The 16735-nt window shown below is 57.6% G+C and carries 12 protein-coding genes and 1 pseudogene; 3 read left to right on the top strand and 10 right to left on the bottom strand.

The window, feature by feature from the left end; genetic code table 11:
* Nucleotides 1-208: 208 nt before the first annotated feature.
* The 3 genes from malG to malE all read right to left on the bottom strand — a co-directional run bounded on the left by malG (nucleotide 209) and on the right by malE (nucleotide 3913).
* Nucleotides 209-1099, bottom strand: a complete 891-nt coding sequence (gene malG / locus MDG893_RS19245) for a maltose ABC transporter permease MalG (RefSeq protein WP_007155514.1) — start codon at nucleotides 1097-1099, stop codon at nucleotides 209-211.
* Between the two features lie 10 nt (nucleotides 1100-1109).
* Nucleotides 1110-2603, bottom strand: a complete 1494-nt coding sequence (malF, locus tag MDG893_RS19240; protein WP_007155513.1) for a maltose ABC transporter permease MalF — start codon at nucleotides 2601-2603, stop codon at nucleotides 1110-1112.
* Nucleotides 2604-2713: 110 nt separating this feature from the next.
* Nucleotides 2714-3913 (bottom strand): maltose/maltodextrin ABC transporter substrate-binding protein MalE, encoded by a 1200-nt coding sequence (gene malE, locus MDG893_RS19235; RefSeq protein WP_040474807.1) that lies wholly within the window; start codon nucleotides 3911-3913, stop codon nucleotides 2714-2716.
* A gap of 262 nt (nucleotides 3914-4175) precedes the next feature.
* Here malE and MDG893_RS19230 point away from each other — a divergent pair, with 262 nt between their 5' ends.
* From MDG893_RS19230 to MDG893_RS19220, 3 genes are all read left to right on the top strand, one after another.
* Nucleotides 4176-5999 (top strand): alpha-amylase, encoded by a 1824-nt coding sequence (locus MDG893_RS19230; RefSeq protein ID WP_007155511.1) that lies wholly within the window; start codon nucleotides 4176-4178, stop codon nucleotides 5997-5999.
* Between the two features lie 2 nt (nucleotides 6000-6001).
* Nucleotides 6002-6889: an aldo/keto reductase gene (locus tag MDG893_RS19225; protein ID WP_040474806.1), complete on the top strand. Its 888-nt coding sequence runs from the start codon at nucleotides 6002-6004 to the stop codon at nucleotides 6887-6889.
* Nucleotides 6890-7055: 166 nt separating this feature from the next.
* A complete protein-coding gene (locus MDG893_RS19220) occupies nucleotides 7056-8306 on the top strand; it encodes a substrate-binding protein (protein WP_007155509.1) in 1251 nt (416 codons plus the stop codon).
* Here MDG893_RS19220 and tpiA read toward each other — a convergent pair.
* From tpiA to MDG893_RS19185, 7 genes and pseudogenes are all read right to left on the bottom strand, one after another.
* On the bottom strand, nucleotides 8303-9091 hold the full coding sequence (gene tpiA, locus MDG893_RS19215; protein WP_007155508.1) for a triose-phosphate isomerase: 789 nt from the start codon (nucleotides 9089-9091) through the stop codon (nucleotides 8303-8305). The two genes, MDG893_RS19220 and tpiA, sit on opposite strands and share 4 nt — an antisense overlap.
* A gap of 33 nt (nucleotides 9092-9124) precedes the next feature.
* Complete coding sequence (gene eno, locus MDG893_RS19210; protein WP_040474805.1) at nucleotides 9125-10426, bottom strand: phosphopyruvate hydratase; 1302 nt, start codon at nucleotides 10424-10426, stop codon at nucleotides 9125-9127.
* Between the two features lie 173 nt (nucleotides 10427-10599).
* Nucleotides 10600-12606 (bottom strand): methyl-accepting chemotaxis protein, encoded by a 2007-nt coding sequence (locus MDG893_RS19205; RefSeq protein WP_007155506.1) that lies wholly within the window; start codon nucleotides 12604-12606, stop codon nucleotides 10600-10602.
* Between the two features lie 267 nt (nucleotides 12607-12873).
* Nucleotides 12874-14622 carry an ABC transporter substrate-binding protein gene (locus MDG893_RS19200; RefSeq protein ID WP_007155505.1) on the bottom strand — a complete coding sequence of 583 codons (1749 nt, stop codon included), beginning with the start codon at nucleotides 14620-14622 and terminating at the stop codon, nucleotides 12874-12876.
* Between the two features lie 258 nt (nucleotides 14623-14880).
* Nucleotides 14881-15156: a DUF2160 domain-containing protein gene (locus MDG893_RS19195; RefSeq protein WP_007155504.1), complete on the bottom strand. Its 276-nt coding sequence runs from the start codon at nucleotides 15154-15156 to the stop codon at nucleotides 14881-14883.
* Nucleotides 15157-15167: 11 nt separating this feature from the next.
* The gene (locus tag MDG893_RS19190) at nucleotides 15168-15974 is read right to left on the bottom strand and encodes a carbohydrate ABC transporter permease (RefSeq protein WP_007155503.1); all 807 of its coding nucleotides are present in this window, start codon (nucleotides 15972-15974) and stop codon (nucleotides 15168-15170) included.
* Between the two features lie 10 nt (nucleotides 15975-15984).
* Nucleotides 15985-16735, bottom strand: a pseudogene (locus MDG893_RS19185) (carbohydrate ABC transporter permease); the annotation flags it as partial.

Raw genomic sequence — 16735 nt, 5'->3', positions numbered from 1 at the left:
TTCACAGCGTGTTTCGGGAGACCCTCCGCCACTGTTCAGCGGGCAGGTAGCATCAGGTAGCGGCTGGGAAAATAAAAAGCCCGGTCAGTAGGGGGGATTAGCCTGACCGGGTCGCGAAGTGCGAAAAAGGAAGACGCATTTCTCGCGGAAGGGCCGCCCGGGATCCTCCGTGGCGGCGTAGGAGAACGTTCAATTTAGTCCAGCAGCATCAACCCTTGACGCCGCCGGCTGTCAGCCCACCAACAATCCATTTCTGGCAGTACAGGAAGATCAGCGTGATGGGCAGACCAGAGAGCACAGCAGCAGCGGCAAAATCACCCCACAGGTAATTCTGCTCGTACAGGTACTGCTGCGCGCCGACCGCCAGGGTCAGCTTGTCGGTGTCCACCAGCAGCACTGACGCCATCGGGTATTCCATAATGGTCATGATGAACGCCAGGATGAACACCACCACCAGAATTGGAACCGACAACGGCAGCAGGATGTAGCGGAACGCCTGCCACGTGGTCGCCCCATCCACGATGGCGGCTTCTTCCAGGGAACGGTCGATGGAATCGAAGTAGCCCTTGATGGTCCAGATATGCAACGCCATGCCTCCGAGGGAGGCCACAATCACTGCACCGTGGGTATTCAGCCCCAGCCAGCTTACGTGATTGCCAATCTGGTCAAACAGGGCATACAGCGCCACCAGCGAGAGCACCGGTGGGAACATCTGGAAGATCAGCATCGACTTGAGCACAAAACCCTTACCGGCAAAACGCATGCGGGCGAAGGCGTAGGCACTGGTGGTCGAGAGGGCCAGGATCATCACCGAGGAGATCACTGCGATCTTGATGGAGTTCCAGAGCCACAACAGCACCGGGAATGGCGGTTGAGTAACAGTACCGTCTTCCCCGGTGTAGGGAATACCCAACGCCAGGTACCAGTGCTCCAGCGAGGGGTTCTCCGGCAGCAGGCTGCCGGAGGCGAAGTTACCACTGCGGAAGGAAATGGAGATCACCATCAGCAGCGGGAACAGGATGATCACGATAAAGCCCAGCATCCCGAGATGGGACGCCAGAACGCGATACTTGGTGGAGCGGGGTTGAACCATTGCCATGGGTAGCTCCTTATACTTTGACTTTGGACAGTTTCAGGTTGATCAGCGACAGGGCGCCAACCACCAGGAAGATGGCTGTGGCAATCGCAGCCGCCAGGCCAAAGTTCTGTCCGGAATCCTGGAACGCGATGCGGTAGGTGTAGCTCACCAACAGGTCTGTGGTGCCCGCAGGCGTGCTTGCGCCGATAATATCGGGCGCGCCACCGGTCAACAGCGCAATCAGGACGAAGTTATTGAAGTTGAACGCAAAGCTTGCGATCAGCAAAGGCATCAACGGCTTGATGATCAGCGGCAGGGTGACATTGAACAGATTGTTCACCGGCCCTGCCCCGTCCATGGCGGAGGCCTCGTAGAGATCCCGTGGAATGGCCTGCAACAGGCCCATGCACAGCAGCATCATGTACGGGTAACCCAGCCAGGTATTGACGATCAGGATCATGGTTCGCGCCAGGGCCGGATCACTGAACCAGTCTGGCCGTAGCCCGAACAGGCCTTCCAGCACCAGGTTGATCTCACCGAAGTTCTGGTTGAACAGGCCCTTGAACACCAGGATCGAGATAAACGCCGGTACCGCGTACGGCAGGATCAGCATGGTGCGGTAGAAGCCCTTGCCGCGAATCTGGTCCCACTGCAGGAGGTTCGCCAGCAACAGCCCGAGTGCCAGGGTGAACACCACGGTTGCCACGGCAAAGGACAGCGTCCAAACGAAGATCTCGAAGAACGGACCACGAATGCTCGGGTCGGACACCACCTTCATGTAGTTGTCCCAGCCGATGTTCACGGTCCACCCCGGCGACAGTGTCTGGCCTTCCGCATTGCGGTAGAAGCCGGTGTCGTGGTCCGGGAAGTAGGTCACGTCCGTCTGGTTGTTAGTGATGCTGCCGTTGTCGTGCAACGTGAACTGGGCATTGATAGCCGCAAAGGCACGCAGGCTGGCCATGCTCAGCTCGCGCCCGTCTTCGGTCAGCAGGCCCAGCTCCGACAGTTCCGATCGCAACTGGATAATGTCGCGAATGGCCAGTGGCTCGCCAGCCGGCTTATCCGACGCGGGTAGAACCGGCGCACTAGTGTCGGAGCCGTCCAGCGCCAGCGGGGCCGATACCAGGTTCTGGTGTTTGCCCTCAAGGTAGATCACATAACCGGCATCGGTGTTGAAAAGCTCATAGTTATAGCGGACGGAATCGGACTGGTAGGTCCGGTCCATCAGGTTGTCCTTGACCTGCTCAAAACTCAACAGGTTGCTGGCACTGTAGTTGGTAAAGCCAATACCCACCGTGTACATCAGCGGGAAAATAACAAACACCCCCATACCGGCTACCGCAGGGAAAATGTAGCGGTGGGCGTAGAGTTTCTTGTTCACGAACACAAATACCGCTGATGCCGTCAGCACCAGGAACAGCATCGCGAACACAAACTCCTGCTGGGCATACAATGCCAGTATCAGGTAGAGCGCCATGCCCACCAACGCGGCCAGGGCACCCCACTTTAAAATCATTCGGGTCATTGGAAGTCTGCTTTCGGTTCCGGGGGAGGACAGGGTTTCCGTTATCATTGTAGTCAGCCCGTTTAAAGCCGTCGCCGCGGTGGGCGACGGCAGAGTTACAACAACCGGTGTTACCGGGTAATGCGCTGTGCAGCCGAATTCAGGGCATCCTCAACGGGCTGTCTTCCAGAAGTGATGTTCTGCAGAGCCGGCCCCATGGAGGACCAGAACGCACCCATGGCAGGAACACTTGGCATGGGTTCACCCAACTGGGCGTTTTCAAACGTCGCCGCAATATTCGGGTTGGACGACAGCTCGTCCATGAATTCCTTGTTGGCCACGGCACCCAGGGGAACGTCGTTGTTCACCATCTTCAGGCCCTTGATGGACAGCGCGTAGTTCTCAAGAAACTCTACCGCCAGGTCCTTATTGGGGCTGGCCGTGTTGAGGGTGGCCGCCATCACACCAACCATAGGCTTGCTGGGCTGGCCATCAACGGTGGGTAACTTGGCAACACCAAAGTTAATACCGCTCTTTTCCAGGTTACCCCAGGCCCAGGGGCCGTTGATCATCATCGCCGTTTCGCCCTTGTTAAAGCTGGACTCCATGGCACTGTAATCGGCACCGCGAGGCATAACGCCTTCGTCAATCAGGGTTGTGAGCATGTTGGCGCCCTTCATGGCACCTTCGTTGTTCACACCAGTGTCCTTGACGTCGTAACTGCCATCGTCGTTCTGGGCGAAAATATAGCCCCCGGCCGCGGCAATCATTGGCCAGGTGAAATAGGTGTTGTTGTAATCCCAAAGGATGGCGCGCTTGCCATCCTCCGCCAGTTGTTTGTGAATGGCGGGAATGTCCTCGAAGGCGGTTGGCGGCTCGGGCACCAGGTCTTTGTTATAGATCAGGCCAATGGACTCCACGGCCATGGGGTAACCGTACATCTTTCCGTCTACGGTCACGGCATCCCATGTGAAATCGAAGTTTTCACCGATAACACGCTGTGACGGCTTGACCTCAGAAATGATGCCGCTTTGCGCCCACTCGCCGAAACGGTCATGGGCCCAGATAAAGATGTCCGGGCCATTACCCGTGGCGGCAGACTGTTGGAATTTGTCGGTGGCGCTGTCGGGGTGAGCCACTTCAACGGGGATGCCGGTTTCCTCGGTAAACCAGTCACCCACTTCCTGCAGGCCATCATAGCCTTTATCGCCATTGATCCAGACCAGGAGCTTGCCTTCCTCGATCTCGGCGTGAGCCGGTGCGGACATGCCTAAGGTTGCTGCAACAATGGAAGCTGCGAGTGAACTACGGATAAAAGTTCGACGATTCATCAGGTGTTTCCTCTGCTTGTTCCTGCCTTATTCTTGTTGTCCGCCCTGACACGAGGTTGGCCGGGCGGGCTGAACGCAAATCTTTTTATTGCGAGTAACCGAACTGTGTTGCAATTTGCGGTTGCTGGCATCAGCCCTGATTTCATTCCCTGAGGCGTAGAACGGGGGAGTAGTGAGGCGTAGTGAATTCCGTCTACCACCCACCGTTCAGGTCTGGTTTGATTGGATAACCACAACAATAAATGGAACCGGAGCCCATTGCATGAGCCAGACCCCGAAAAACCTCAGGTTTACCGCGAGCCTTGTGACGTGCCTCTCGCTTGCCGGCTGCGCCGGTGGCCAGCTCGAGACCGCAGCCCCGCCCTCAGACAACCGCGCTGCTTCAACTGGCGGGATGTGCATTGCCACCCAGGCAGAGATGACCGTTACCGTCGGCAATGCCTTCAAAAACGGCGACTGGGTACGAGACTATTACAGTGGCAACAAAGCACAGGTGACAAATGGCCAGGTCACCCTCACCCCAGCCCCGGACGCCGAAGGCCTGTTACTGCTGGAAGCCGTCGACGCTCCGGAGCAAAGCTTCACCTGGGCGGGCGCGACCGTCTACTTTACCGTGACAGATCGCTTTGCCAACGGCCGCACCGACAACGACCAGAACTACGGCCGCAAGCCCGACGGCAAAGATGAAATCGGCACCTTTCACGGCGGGGATTTCGCCGGCCTGACAGAAAAACTGGACTATCTGGAGGATCTCGGCGTCAATGCCGTCTGGGTCACCCCACCCTTCGAGCAGATTCATGGCTGGGTTGGCGGCGGTGACCGGGGCGACTTCCAGCACTATGGTTACCATGGTTATTACGCCCTGGACTTCACCCGCCCGGACGCCAACTTCGGCACCCGCGAGGAATTCCGCACCCTGGTGGACGAGGCCCACGCCCGTGGTATCCGGGTGGTCATGGACGTGGTCATGAACCACCCGGGCTACGCCACCCTTCAGGATATGCAGACCTTCAACGTTGGCGGGCTGCGCGAAGGCTTTGAGAAGCACCTGCCCGAACGATGGGGGGACTGGCAACCAGAATCCTGGGAGGATTTCCACGCTTACCATGCCCTGATCGACTACGATCATTCGGGCTGGGCCAACTGGTGGGGCAAGGACTGGGTTCGCGCCGGCATCGGCGACTACGATACGCCGCCCAACGCTTCCATCGATCCGGTACGCGGCTCCCTTGCTTTCCTGCCGGATTTCAAGACGGAATCCGACAAAACGGTGGACCTGCCCGCCTTCCTGCAGAACAAGGAAAACACTCGTGCAACGCGACTTGAAGGCGCCACCGTCCGGGATTATCTGGTCACCTGGCTGACCGACTGGGTACGTGAATTCGGCGTTGATGGTTTCCGGGTGGACACCGCCAAGCATGTAGAGCCGGAGGCCTGGAAACAACTGAAATCCGAAGCCCAGGATGCGCTGGACAGCTATCGCGCCAACAACCCCAGCCAGCCGCTGCCAGCGGAGGAGTTCTGGATGGTCGCGGAGGTATTCCCCCATACGGTCACCCGCAGCAGTTACTTTGATGCCGGGTTCGATGCCGTCATCAACTTTGACCTGCAGGAAGAAGCCCAGGCTGGAGCCGCTTGCCTGCCCGCCATGGACTCGATCTACCGCGAGTATTCCGACAAGATGCATGGCAACAACCCGTTCAATGTCATGAGCTATATCTCATCCCACGACACCCAGTTGTTCAGCCGCATTGCCGACAACAAACCGGCGATGCAGAAGCGGGTTGCCGCCGCCTTGCTGTTTACACCGGGCACCAGCCAGATATTCTATGGGGATGAATCCGGGCGTCAGTTCGGTCCAACCGGGTCTGACGGCCACCAGGGCACCCGTTCGGACATGAACTGGGCCGACATTGAGAACGGCACGGCGGAACCGGTCCTGGCCCATTGGAAGAAACTGGGCCAGTTCCGGGCACGCCATCCGGCGATTGGTGCCGGGGAACACACACAACTCAGTACCGAACCCTACGTCTTTTCAAGAATCCACGGCGACGACCGGGTGGTTATCGCCTTCGGCAAGGAGTAACCGTGCACAACACCCAAACAGCAGGATTTACACCAGACCCCCCCCTGATTCTGGGGATGATGCGGCTCCATGACCATCCCAGCCTCACGCAACCGGCCCGGCTTGCGGGCTGGATTGCCGCGCGCCTGGATGAAGGCCTGAACGTGTTCGACCATGCCGATATCTACGGCGGTGGCGAGTGTGAACGGCTGTTCGGGGATGCATTACGGGCTCACCCGGCCTTGGCCCAAAAACTGCGGGTGATCACCAAAACCGGCATTGTACCGGCCGACCGGGACACCTCGCAGTGGCGGGTAAAGCACTACCGGGCCGAAGCAGATCATGTGGACAACGCGATCAACAAGGCTCTCGCCTCACTGGCGGTGGAACAGATTGACACCTTCCTGATTCACCGCCCGGACCCGTTGATGCAGGCCGAGAACGTCGCAGGAGTGCTCGAAGCCGCGGTGTCCGCCGGTAAAATTCGCCAGATTGGCGTCTCCAACTTCCTGCCAGATCAGTGGCGATGGCTGGCACGGAATACCGAGCTACCACTGGTGTGCAATCAAAGCCAACTCTCACTGGCCCACACCGATCCATTGTTCGACGGCACCCTTGAAGCTCATCTTGCGGATGGACTGCGCTGGCTGGCTTGGTCTCCGCTCGGTGGTGGTGGCCTTGCGGACCAAATCCCGGCAGAGCTGATGGATGAGGCCCGCGAAGAAACCGGCCTGGACGAGACCGGCCTGGCCATCGCCTGGTTGCGACAGATTCCCGGAACGCCCATACCTGTGCTGGGCTCCATGAACCCCGATCGCATCCACTCCGCCCTCAAGGGCGCCCGAAGCCCCATGCCACGGAGCCTCTGGTACCGGCTACTTGAATCGGTTCGCAACACGGCGGTCGCCTGATCCCCGTGGGCATTGTGACGCCGGTCAACGCCTGACAAATCGTTACACAACTTCCACCTTCGTCCGATTGTTGCTTTTGCAGACAGCCGCGACACTGGTCCTGATTCACAACAACAATATCAGGGCCCGCATTACCGGCCCGGCGCGACCAAGGAGGCCTGTGCCAATGCTCTGCAAGAAGCTGCTTCTTTCTTTTCTACTGACCCTGCTGGCGGCGGCTCCCGTTGCAGCGGAAACCCTGAAAATCGGGCTCAACTACCCCCAGACCGGCCGCTACAAGGACCAGGGCCTGCAACAACGCCTGGGCGCTTTCCTGGCCGTTGATGAAATCAACAAGGCTGGTGGCATCATGGGGCGCGAAGTGGAACTGGTCATACGCAACACTTCCGGTGAACCGGACAAGGGCGCCAAAAACACCGCTGAGCTGATTGACCGCGAAGGGGTGCAAATGGTGTTTGGTGGCGTTTCCAGCGCGGTCGCCATCGCCTCTGGCAGGGCGGCAAGGGATCGCAACCGGCTCTACTTCGGAACCCTGACGTATTCCAACGCCACCACCGGCGCCGCCGGCCACAGCCACATGTTTCGCGAACCCTACAATGCCTGGATGACAGCGAAGGTACTGAGCCAATACCTCAATACCCAGCACGCCGGCGACGAATATTTTTACATCACGGCTGACTACACCTGGGGCTGGTCGGTGGAGAAGTCAGTCCGGAAATTCACCAATACCGAAAACACCGACGCTCACAAGGGCGTTAAGACACCCTTCCCTCGCGCGTTGATTACCGATTTTCGCCAGGCTCTGGAACAGGCGGAACAAAGTGGCGCGAAGGTCCTGATGATGGTGCTGTTTGGCGACGACATGGTGCGTGCGCTGAACGTCGCCTACGAAATGGGTTTGACGAAGAAGATGCAGGTGGTGGTGCCCAACCTCACACTCGGCATGGCCCGCCAGGTAGGCCCGACCATTATGGAAGGTGTCGTTGGCGGATCGCCCTGGGTGTGGAGCGTTCCCTACCAGTACAACTACGCCCGCGGCAAGGAATTCGTAGAGGCCTTCTCAAGCCGCTACGAGATGCGCCCCTCCACCGCGGCGGCCTCTGCCTACAGCATCGTCTACCAGTACAAGGATGCCGTGGAAAGAACCGGTACCACGGACACACGCCAGCTTATTCGAGCCCTGGAAGGCCACCGGTACACTTTCCTGAAGGACGAGCAGTACTGGCGCGACTTCGATCACCAGAACATCCAGACGGTCTACGTTGTGAGGGTTAAGCCCCGCAATCTGATCATGGAAGACGAGTACTCGGCCGACTACTTCGAGATCATCGATTCCATGCCCGGCGATGAGGCCGCCCAGACCCGCGAGGAATGGGAAGCCAGGCGCAAGGAAGCCGGACAGCCACTCACCCTTTAGGTGAGTGGCGATGTGACAGGGTTAGTCCTGTTTGCCAGCGCCGCAGCGATGTTCGAAAATTCGTCCGCCTGCAGGGAAGCCCCGCCAATCAGGCCGCCATCCACTTCGGGCGACGAGAACAGAGCCGCCGCGTTGGCCGCTTTCACACTGCCACCATAAACAAGACGCATGGATCGCCCTGATCCCGTCTCACAATTTTCCAGAAACTGGCGGATAGCCCGATGGGTGTCCGCCACCTGCTCCGGGGTCGCGGTCCTGCCGGTGCCAATGGCCCAGACCGGTTCATAGGCAACGATGCTGCCAGCCAGGCCTGAGATACCGCTTTGGTCGATCACCGCCTGTATCTGTCTCTCAATCACGGCCATGGTCTGGCCATGCTCCCGCTCTTCCAGCGTTTCGCCGACACACAGAACCGGGGTCATATCCGCAGACAACACCTGTCGGAACCGAGTGGCCACATCGTCGTCGGACTCGTGATAGAGAGCCCGCCGTTCGGAGTGCCCCACCAACACGTAGCGGCACCCCATTTCCTGCAACATAGTGGCGCTTACCTCGCCAGTGTGTGCACCGGACCTCGCTCGGCTGGCGTTCTGAGCCCCAAGGGCGATGCCGGTGTACCCGAGCAGGTCCCTGACCTGGAACAGGTAGGGAAACGGCGGACAAATGGCCATATCAATGGTTTTGCGAAACGGCCGGAGCTTTGCCAGCATCCGTACCAGCAACGCCTGGTTGGAATGCAGGCTGCCGTTCATTTTCCAGTTCGCAATCAGAATGGATTTTCTCATGGGTTGTCTCCTGTGATTCCTCGTATCGATGTGTCAGGTATCCAGGGCACAGCGAATGGCTCCAACACCGGGATAGAAAGCGTGGGCGCCAAGGTCCTGCTCGATACGCAGCAGCCGGTTGTACTTGGCGACACGGTCGGAGCGGCAGAGGGAACCGGTTTTGATCTGACCGGCTCTGGTTGCCACCGCCAGATCGGCAATAAACGTATCCTCTGTCTCGCCACTGCGATGGGATATAACCGCTGTGTAGCCAGCATCCTGAGCCATCCCGATGGCCTCAAAGGTTTCCGAAAGCGTGCCAATCTGGTTGAACTTGATCAGCACGGAGTTGGCGACGCCCTGTCGTATGCCGTCTGAAATCAGGGATGAATTGGTCACGAACAGGTCGTCCCCCACCAGTTGGACCCGCTCTCCGAGCTTTTCGGTCAGCCGCTTCCAGCCCTCCCAGTCGTCCTCATCCATACCGTCCTCAATGGAGGCGATGGGGTACTGCATCGCCAGCGAGAGCAGGTAGTCGGCAAAGCCTGTGGAGTCAAAGCTTGCTCCGGCTCCAGACAACTCGTAACGGCCATCGCGATAGAATTCGGACGCGGCACAGTCCAGAGCCAGCACGATATCCGTGCCCGGCCGATAGCCCGCTCTGACCACCGCTTCGAGGATGAGATCCAGCGCCTCTTCGCTGGAGCGCAGATCCGGTGCGAAACCACCTTCGTCACCAATGGCGGTGGAAAGGCCTTTTTCAGTCAGCAGTGATTTCAGCGCGTGGAAGGTTTCGACCCCCATTCGCAATGCTTCGCTGTAGCTGGGTGCTCCCACGGGCTGAATCATGAACTCCTGCAGATCAACGGTATTGTCTGCATGGGCACCGCCGTTGATGATGTTCATCATGGGCACTGGCAACACGCAGGGGCCAGAGCAGCCATAGAGCTCCGCCAGATACCGGTACAGGGGCTGCTGTCGAAAGTTGGCTGCGGCATCGGCAACCGCCAGGGACACGGCGAGAATGCCATTCGCACCAAAGCCGGACTTATTGTCGGTGCCGTCCAGGTGGCGCATGAGTCGATCAATCACCAACTGGTCAAACACCACCCGGTTTTCGATCGCTGGCGCGATGCTGCGGTTAACGGCTTCAACAGCTCCCAGCACGCCCTTGCCATTGTACCGATCAGGATCACCGTCCCTTTTTTCCAGGGCCTCCCTGGAACCGGTGGAGGCGCCCGACGGAGCGCGACCGCGTCCGACCACGCCGTTTCCCAGCTCAACATCCACTTCCACTGTGGGAAAACCTCGGGAATCCAGAATTTCCCGGGCGAATACGGACTGAATACGCTCCATAATCATAAACCTGCTTGCTCGTGTTGTTTTTGTTTCCGCACACATCAGGTGCACTATCGAACAGTTTTCCCAATTGTAATATTCGTTTGCGAACATTAACAAGCGAAAAAGAACACAATTCCATATGATTTTGTTATATGGAAAACCCAAATAGGAACTGCAAACGGTTTCAACTACACCCGGAATCGTCCGATCAACGCTTCGATATCACCCATCGACGCCTTGAGCTGATCGCTGGTCGCTACCAATTGCTCGATTTCCGCCAGGTTTTCCGATGACGACCCGCTGATCTCGGTGACATTGCGCGACACCGAGCGGCTGACGTCTTCCTGCTCGTCCATGCCGGTACGAACATGTTCCGCGCTATTGCGGATCTGGTCGACGGCCTCCCGAATGGTTTCAACACCCCTGGAGGCATCGGTGATCAGGGACTTGACCGATTCCAGACGCTGGAAGCTGTCCTCCATGGAGCTCACGGCTTCGGCCGCATCCTCCTGGAGACGGCTGACCAGGCCACGAATGGTTTCCGTGCTGTTGGTGGTTTTCTGGGCAAGCTGCCTGACCTCGTCGGCCACCACCGCGAAACCACGTCCGAACTCTCCTGCCCGGGCGGACTCAATGGCGGCGTTGAGCGCCAGCAAGTTGGTCTGATTAGCGATTTCATCGATGGATTCGGTGATGCGCCCAATATCGTGGGACGCACTCTCCAGCTTTTTCAGCTTGCCGGAGGTCTGCTGTATCTGTTCTTCCAATTCATTCACGCACTCCATGTTGGCGTTGGCGGTTGCCTTGCTTTCATCCACACGGCTATTTACCGACTCCACCAGTTGGTGGGTGTCCCTGACGGATTCCGCCACATGATGGCAGGACGCCTCCATTTCGGTCATGGCAGTGGCTATCGAATTGAGGTCATCCGCCTGCCCCCGAATACGCTGACTAAGGTCGTGTGAAAAATCCGCATTGGACGCCGCTACGCCGGTAATTTCACCGCCCGCTTTCTGCAGACTGCCCAACACCTCCCGCATGGCCGCTGCGAGTTTATTGGCCGACTCTTTCAGTTCGATGAACTCGCCGTTGGCGCGGAATGTCAGTTCGCGGCTGTAGTCACCTCCGGCCATCGCCGAGAGGTGATTGACGGTGGCGCGCAGGGGAATACTGATCAGCCGCCCCAACCACACGGAGATCACAACAGCAATAAACAGAATCAGCGGTACCAGGTAATACACCAGCTGCTCCGAGAAACGCGCCGTGGCATCCAGGTTATCGACGGTCTGTACAGCAGCTTCTCCGGCTGCCGTCACCATCCGGTCTATATGGCTGTTGAGATTATCGAGCCCGGCCTCTATGTCGGCGACCGTACTGTTTACCGCCAGCAGGTTGCTGCGGTAGTCGTAATACTGGCTGACTATGCCGGTCTCGCTGTTGACCGACTCAAAGAAATCGTCTGCCAAGGGTGCAAGTGACTCCAGCGACGCAATCTCGCCAATGATGGCCTCGATATCCTGCTCAACGGTTACGGTGTTGAATCGCAGGTTTTCGACCACGGCTTTGAGCCGTTCGGCATCCTCGGTACTGACCAATTGCATGATTAGCAGTTCAATATTGGACAGATTCCCCATGACCGCCATGAGCAGGTCTTTGAGGTAAATGTCGGACCCGGCGGGCGCTGACGCTTCACGAAGCAATAACTGTTTCATTTCCGAGGCTTTGGCAAGAAAGTCGGATAAATCACGGTTCACGGACTCAGATACCCGGATAACCTCCGCCTGGTGTTCGCTTAGCCTCGCCGTTTGTTGTTGCAGCGTGACAAGGGCCGCCCTGTACTGTTGGGCAGGTTTCTCGAAGCCGTTCAGCAGACGGATGTCACCAGCTTCGGAGGCTAGCGATGCGACTTGGTCGTCGAGCGCTGCCATTCTGTCAATCAGCCGTCCATAGCGGGCTTCCAGTTCCTTGTTCTCCCTCACCCTCGCGAGCGAGATGACCGCCATGCCACTGCCACCTGTCGATGCCTCGACAGCCTGGACAGAACGCTGGAACGGGAAGATCTTCTCCTTTACCGCCGACGTGCCCTCGGAAATAGAGGTCATCATATTTCCGTTGAACAGTCCCCAGCCTGCAATGATCACGCAAAGCAAACCGAAGCCCAGGTACAGACGATGGATAACTGAAATTTTTCTCATGCCCTATCAACCCCTACTGCCAGCCCTGGACAGGCCCGGAATTTGGAAAGGAAGGATCAGGTGCAAAAGGTGGAAAAAGGGCCGGCAGGGTCAACCCGCTAAACGCGGGGGAACGCCTGACATGCTAATAGGGGGGTATGAAAGCAACCGGCCAAGACCCACCGACCTGACGGTGTTAGGTCTGCCGCTGCCCCTGGAGACTCGGGACAACGGCAGGGCACTACAGGTAAGTGATTTTTTGAGTGATCACTGGAACTGCCTAGGAAATCAGCTCTCGCGAGCCTCTTCCCAGGTTTTCAGCAGCTCCTCGTAGCGGACGGTTTTGCCTTTCGGCTTTTCGTTGTCCAGCTTTTTCTTGGGCGCGCCCGGCTGATCCAGCCAGTACTGGGGATCACGAGGCTCGTTGAGCTTCGGACCACAGTTCGGCATTACGTTGGCACGCTCAAGACGCTCCATAACCCGATCCTGTGCCTGCGCCAGGCCATCCAGTGCTTCCTGTGGTGTTGCTTCGCCACTGGCAGCCTGAGCGATGTACTGCCACCAGAGCTGAGCCAGCTTCGGATAATCCGGAACGTTGGTCCCCGTCGGCGACCACTGAACACGGGCCGGGCTACGATAGAACTCAACAAGGCCACCGAGCTTGGGCGCCATTTTGGTCATGGCATCCGATTCGATGTCAGACTCGCGGATTGGCGTAAGGCCAGCGATGGTCTTTTCCAGGGAAACGGTCTTGGACACCGTAAACTGGGCGTACAACCAGGCCGCCAGGCGACGCTTTTCCGGCGTGGATTTCATGAAGGTCCAGGAACCCACATCCTGATAACCCAGCTTCATACCCTCTTCCCAGTAGGGTCCGCGTGGTGACGGCGCCATGCGCCACTTCGGGGTGCCGTCTTCGTTGACCACTGGCAGGCCCTCTTCGATCATGCTGGCGGTGAAGGCGGTGTACCAGAAAATCTGCTGGGCAACGTTGCCCTGGGCAGGTACCGGGCCGGCTTCGGAGAAGGTCATACCCGGCGCTTCCGGCGGTGCGTACTTTTCCAGCCAGTCAACATACTTGGTGGTAGCGTATACAGCAGCCGGCCCGTTGGTTGCACCGCCGCGGCTGACGCTGGCGCCAACAGGGTGACACTCGTTCACCCGGATGCCCCACTCGTCAACGGGCAGGCCGTTCGGCAGGCCCTTGTCGCCAGCACCCGCCATGGAGAACCAGGCATCCGTGAAACGCCAGCCCAGTGACGGGTCTTTCTTGCCATAATCCATGTGGCCGTAGACACGCTCACCGTCGATTTCCTTCACGTGCACGGAAAAGAACTCGGCAATGTCCTCGTAGGCGGACCAGTTAACCGGAACACCCAGTTCATAGCCGTAGATGTCCATGAACTGCTTCTTGAGGTCTTCGCGCTCGAACCAGTCGGCACGGAACCAGTACAGGTTGGCAAACTGCTGATCAGGCAATTGGTAAAGCTTGCCATCCGGGCCGGTGGTGAAATCGAGGCCGATAAAATCGTCAAGGTCCAGGGTCGGCAGGGTCAGATCCTTGCCTTCTCCGTTCATGATGTCCTCAACGGGCATCACCTTGCCATAACGGAAGTGAGTACCGATCAGGTCAGAGTCGTTAACCCAGCCATCGTAGATGTTCCGGCCAGACTGCATTTGCGTCTGCAGCTTCTCGATTACATCGCCTTCCTGGATCAGCGTGTGAGTCAGGTTGATGCCGGTAATCTCACTGAATGCTTCAGCCAGAACCTTGGATTCGTATTCATGAGTGGCAATGGTTTCCGAGACAACGTTGATATCCATACCCCGGAATTGCTTCGCGGCCTGGATGAACCACTCCATCTCCTTCATCTGCTCTTCTTTGCTTAGAGTCGAATTCTTGAAAGACTCGTTCACCCACTTCTTGGCAGCATCAGAATACTGGTCTGCACTGGCCTGAAAACTGAGCCCCAGTCCCACCGAGCCAATCGCAGCGCTCAGAAGGAGGGTTTTCGGATATTTATTGTTCTTGAACATATCCAACCTCGTTCGTCTTGTTTTGGTGTGTTCGAAACGCGACAGCTTGCGCCAAAACGTTTCGGCTTTCCCTATATAGCGTTTTGACCGCTATTCCTGGAAACGGAGCCGAATAGGGATGTTCGATTCCGATCATAAAATAGAAAATAGTTCGTTATAGAAATTTTTACAACCGTTTTAAGCTACAAATCATAAGATTTTTTCGCCGCTCCCTGGCAAACGAAAATCAAAGTCGCCCTCCACTGGCATTGTTTCCCATCACCCCCAGCGCAACAGCACCAGGAGCCACGCCACCGACACCGCCAGCGCTACCCAAAGAGTAATGTCGCTGACGGCCAGGAACGCAAGGTGAATATAGGCCGCCGATAGCAGGCCAATGAAGAGGCGATCCCCCCGGGTTGTCGAAATCGGCAGGAAGCCTTTTCGCTCGGTACACGGCGAAACCACTTCGTAGACGGTCATTGTCAGCAAGATGCAGGCAATCACCGCAAAGAAAATCGCCACCGTTGGTGTCCAGTTCATCCATTCAATCATGATGCGTCTCCTTATACCCGACCCAGTGCGAAGCCCTTGGCGATGTGGTTACGAACAAACCAGACCACCAGCACGCCGGGAATAATGGTGAGCACACCGGCTGCCGCCAGTACGCCCCAGTCAATACCGCTTGCCCCGACCGTTCGGGTCATGATGGCACCAATCGGTTGCGCGTCCACGGAGGTCAGGGTTCTGGCCAGCAACAACTCCACCCACGAGAACATGAACGCAAAGAAAGCAGCGACGCCAATACCTGATCGAATCATCGGTAGGAAAATCTTCACGAAGAACTTGGGGAAGCTGTAGCCATCAATATAGGCCATCTCGTCGTACTCGCGCGGCACACCCGACATGAAACCTTCCAGGATCCAGACCGCCAGCGGTACGTTGAACAGGCAATGCGCAAGCGCCACCGCAATGTGGGTATCAAACAGCCCTACTGACGAATAAAGCTGAAAGAACGGCAGCAGGAAAACCGCTGGGGGTGCCATACGGTTACTCAGCAGCCAGAAGAACAGGTGCTTGTCACCCACGAACTTGTAGCGACTGAACGCGTAGGCAGCCGGCAAGGCCACCAGCAGCGTGATTGTCATGTTCATGGACACGTAGATCATCGAGTTGATGTAACCCGAGTACCAGCTTGAATCCGAGAAGATCACAGCGTAGTTGGCCAGGGTGAAATTCTGCGGCCACAACGTCAGGCCACCGAGAATTTCCTGGTTGGTCTTGAACGACATGTTCAGGAGCCAGTAGATCGGAGTCAGCAGGAGCACGATAAACAGTGTCATCCCGAAGCCCTTGGAACGTGAATAATTCATCACTCTCTCCTTATTTTTCTTTGTCGAGGTGAGTTATGGCGGTAAAGAACACCCAGGACACCAGCAGCACGATCAGGAAGTAGATCAACGAGAACGCCGCCGCCCGGCCGATATCAAACTGGCCAATCGCCATGGTGGTGAGTGTCTGGCTCAGGAAGGTTGTTGAGCTGCCGGGCCCGCCACCGGTCAGAACAAAGGGCTCGGTGTAGATCATGAAGCTGTCCATGAACCGCAGCAGTACCGCAATCACCAGCACACTTTTCACGCGCGGTAACTGGATATAGCGGATACGGCCCACTTGGAGGCACGGTCAATCTCGGCCGCCTGATAGAACGCTTCGGGAATCGCACGCAAGCCGGAGTAGCACAACAGAGCCACCAGGGGTGTCCAGTGCCATACGTCCATCAACAGGACCGTCAGCCAAGCATCCACCGTGTTGCCGGTGTAGTTATAGTCCAGGCCCAGGGCGTTCAGGCCCCAGCCAAACAGACCGATGTCACCACGGCCGAAGATCTGCCAGATAGTCCCGACCACGTTCCAGGGAATCAGCAACGGAATGGCCAGAAGAATCAGGCACAGGGAGGCCTTGATGCCGGATTTTGGCATCATCAGCGCAACCCCGATTCCGAGGGGAATCTGGATGGCCAGCACAGCGCCGGAAAACAGAAACTGCCTGAGCAGGGATTCTCTCAGTCGCTCATCCGCGAGCACTTCCCGGAACCACTCGGTACCGACGTAGTAGGCATTACCCGGACCAAAGA

The organism is Marinobacter algicola DG893, assembly GCF_000170835.1.
Classification (GTDB): domain Bacteria; phylum Pseudomonadota; class Gammaproteobacteria; order Pseudomonadales; family Oleiphilaceae; genus Marinobacter; species Marinobacter algicola.
The sequence above is the reverse complement of the archived record's forward strand: the minus strand, read 5'-3'. Positions and strand labels throughout refer to the sequence as shown.

Coding starts and splice junctions, on each gene's coding strand:
- malG (WP_007155514.1), bottom strand. CDS start 1,099: ATGGCAATGGTTCAACCCCGCTCCACCAAGTATCGCGTTCTGGCGTCC.
- malF (WP_007155513.1), bottom strand. CDS start 2,603: ATGACCCGAATGATTTTAAAGTGGGGTGCCCTGGCCGCGTTGGTGGGC.
- malE (WP_040474807.1), bottom strand. CDS start 3,913: ATGAATCGTCGAACTTTTATCCGTAGTTCACTCGCAGCTTCCATTGTT.
- MDG893_RS19230 (WP_007155511.1), top strand. CDS start 4,176: ATGAGCCAGACCCCGAAAAACCTCAGGTTTACCGCGAGCCTTGTGACG.
- MDG893_RS19220 (WP_007155509.1), top strand. CDS start 7,056: ATGCTCTGCAAGAAGCTGCTTCTTTCTTTTCTACTGACCCTGCTGGCG.
- tpiA (WP_007155508.1), bottom strand. CDS start 9,091: ATGAGAAAATCCATTCTGATTGCGAACTGGAAAATGAACGGCAGCCTG.
- eno (WP_040474805.1), bottom strand. CDS start 10,426: ATGGAGCGTATTCAGTCCGTATTCGCCCGGGAAATTCTGGATTCCCGA.
- MDG893_RS19205 (WP_007155506.1), bottom strand. CDS start 12,606: ATGAGAAAAATTTCAGTTATCCATCGTCTGTACCTGGGCTTCGGTTTG.
- MDG893_RS19200 (WP_007155505.1), bottom strand. CDS start 14,622: ATGTTCAAGAACAATAAATATCCGAAAACCCTCCTTCTGAGCGCTGCG.
- MDG893_RS19195 (WP_007155504.1), bottom strand. CDS start 15,156: ATGATTGAATGGATGAACTGGACACCAACGGTGGCGATTTTCTTTGCG.
- MDG893_RS19190 (WP_007155503.1), bottom strand. CDS start 15,974: ATGAATTATTCACGTTCCAAGGGCTTCGGGATGACACTGTTTATCGTG.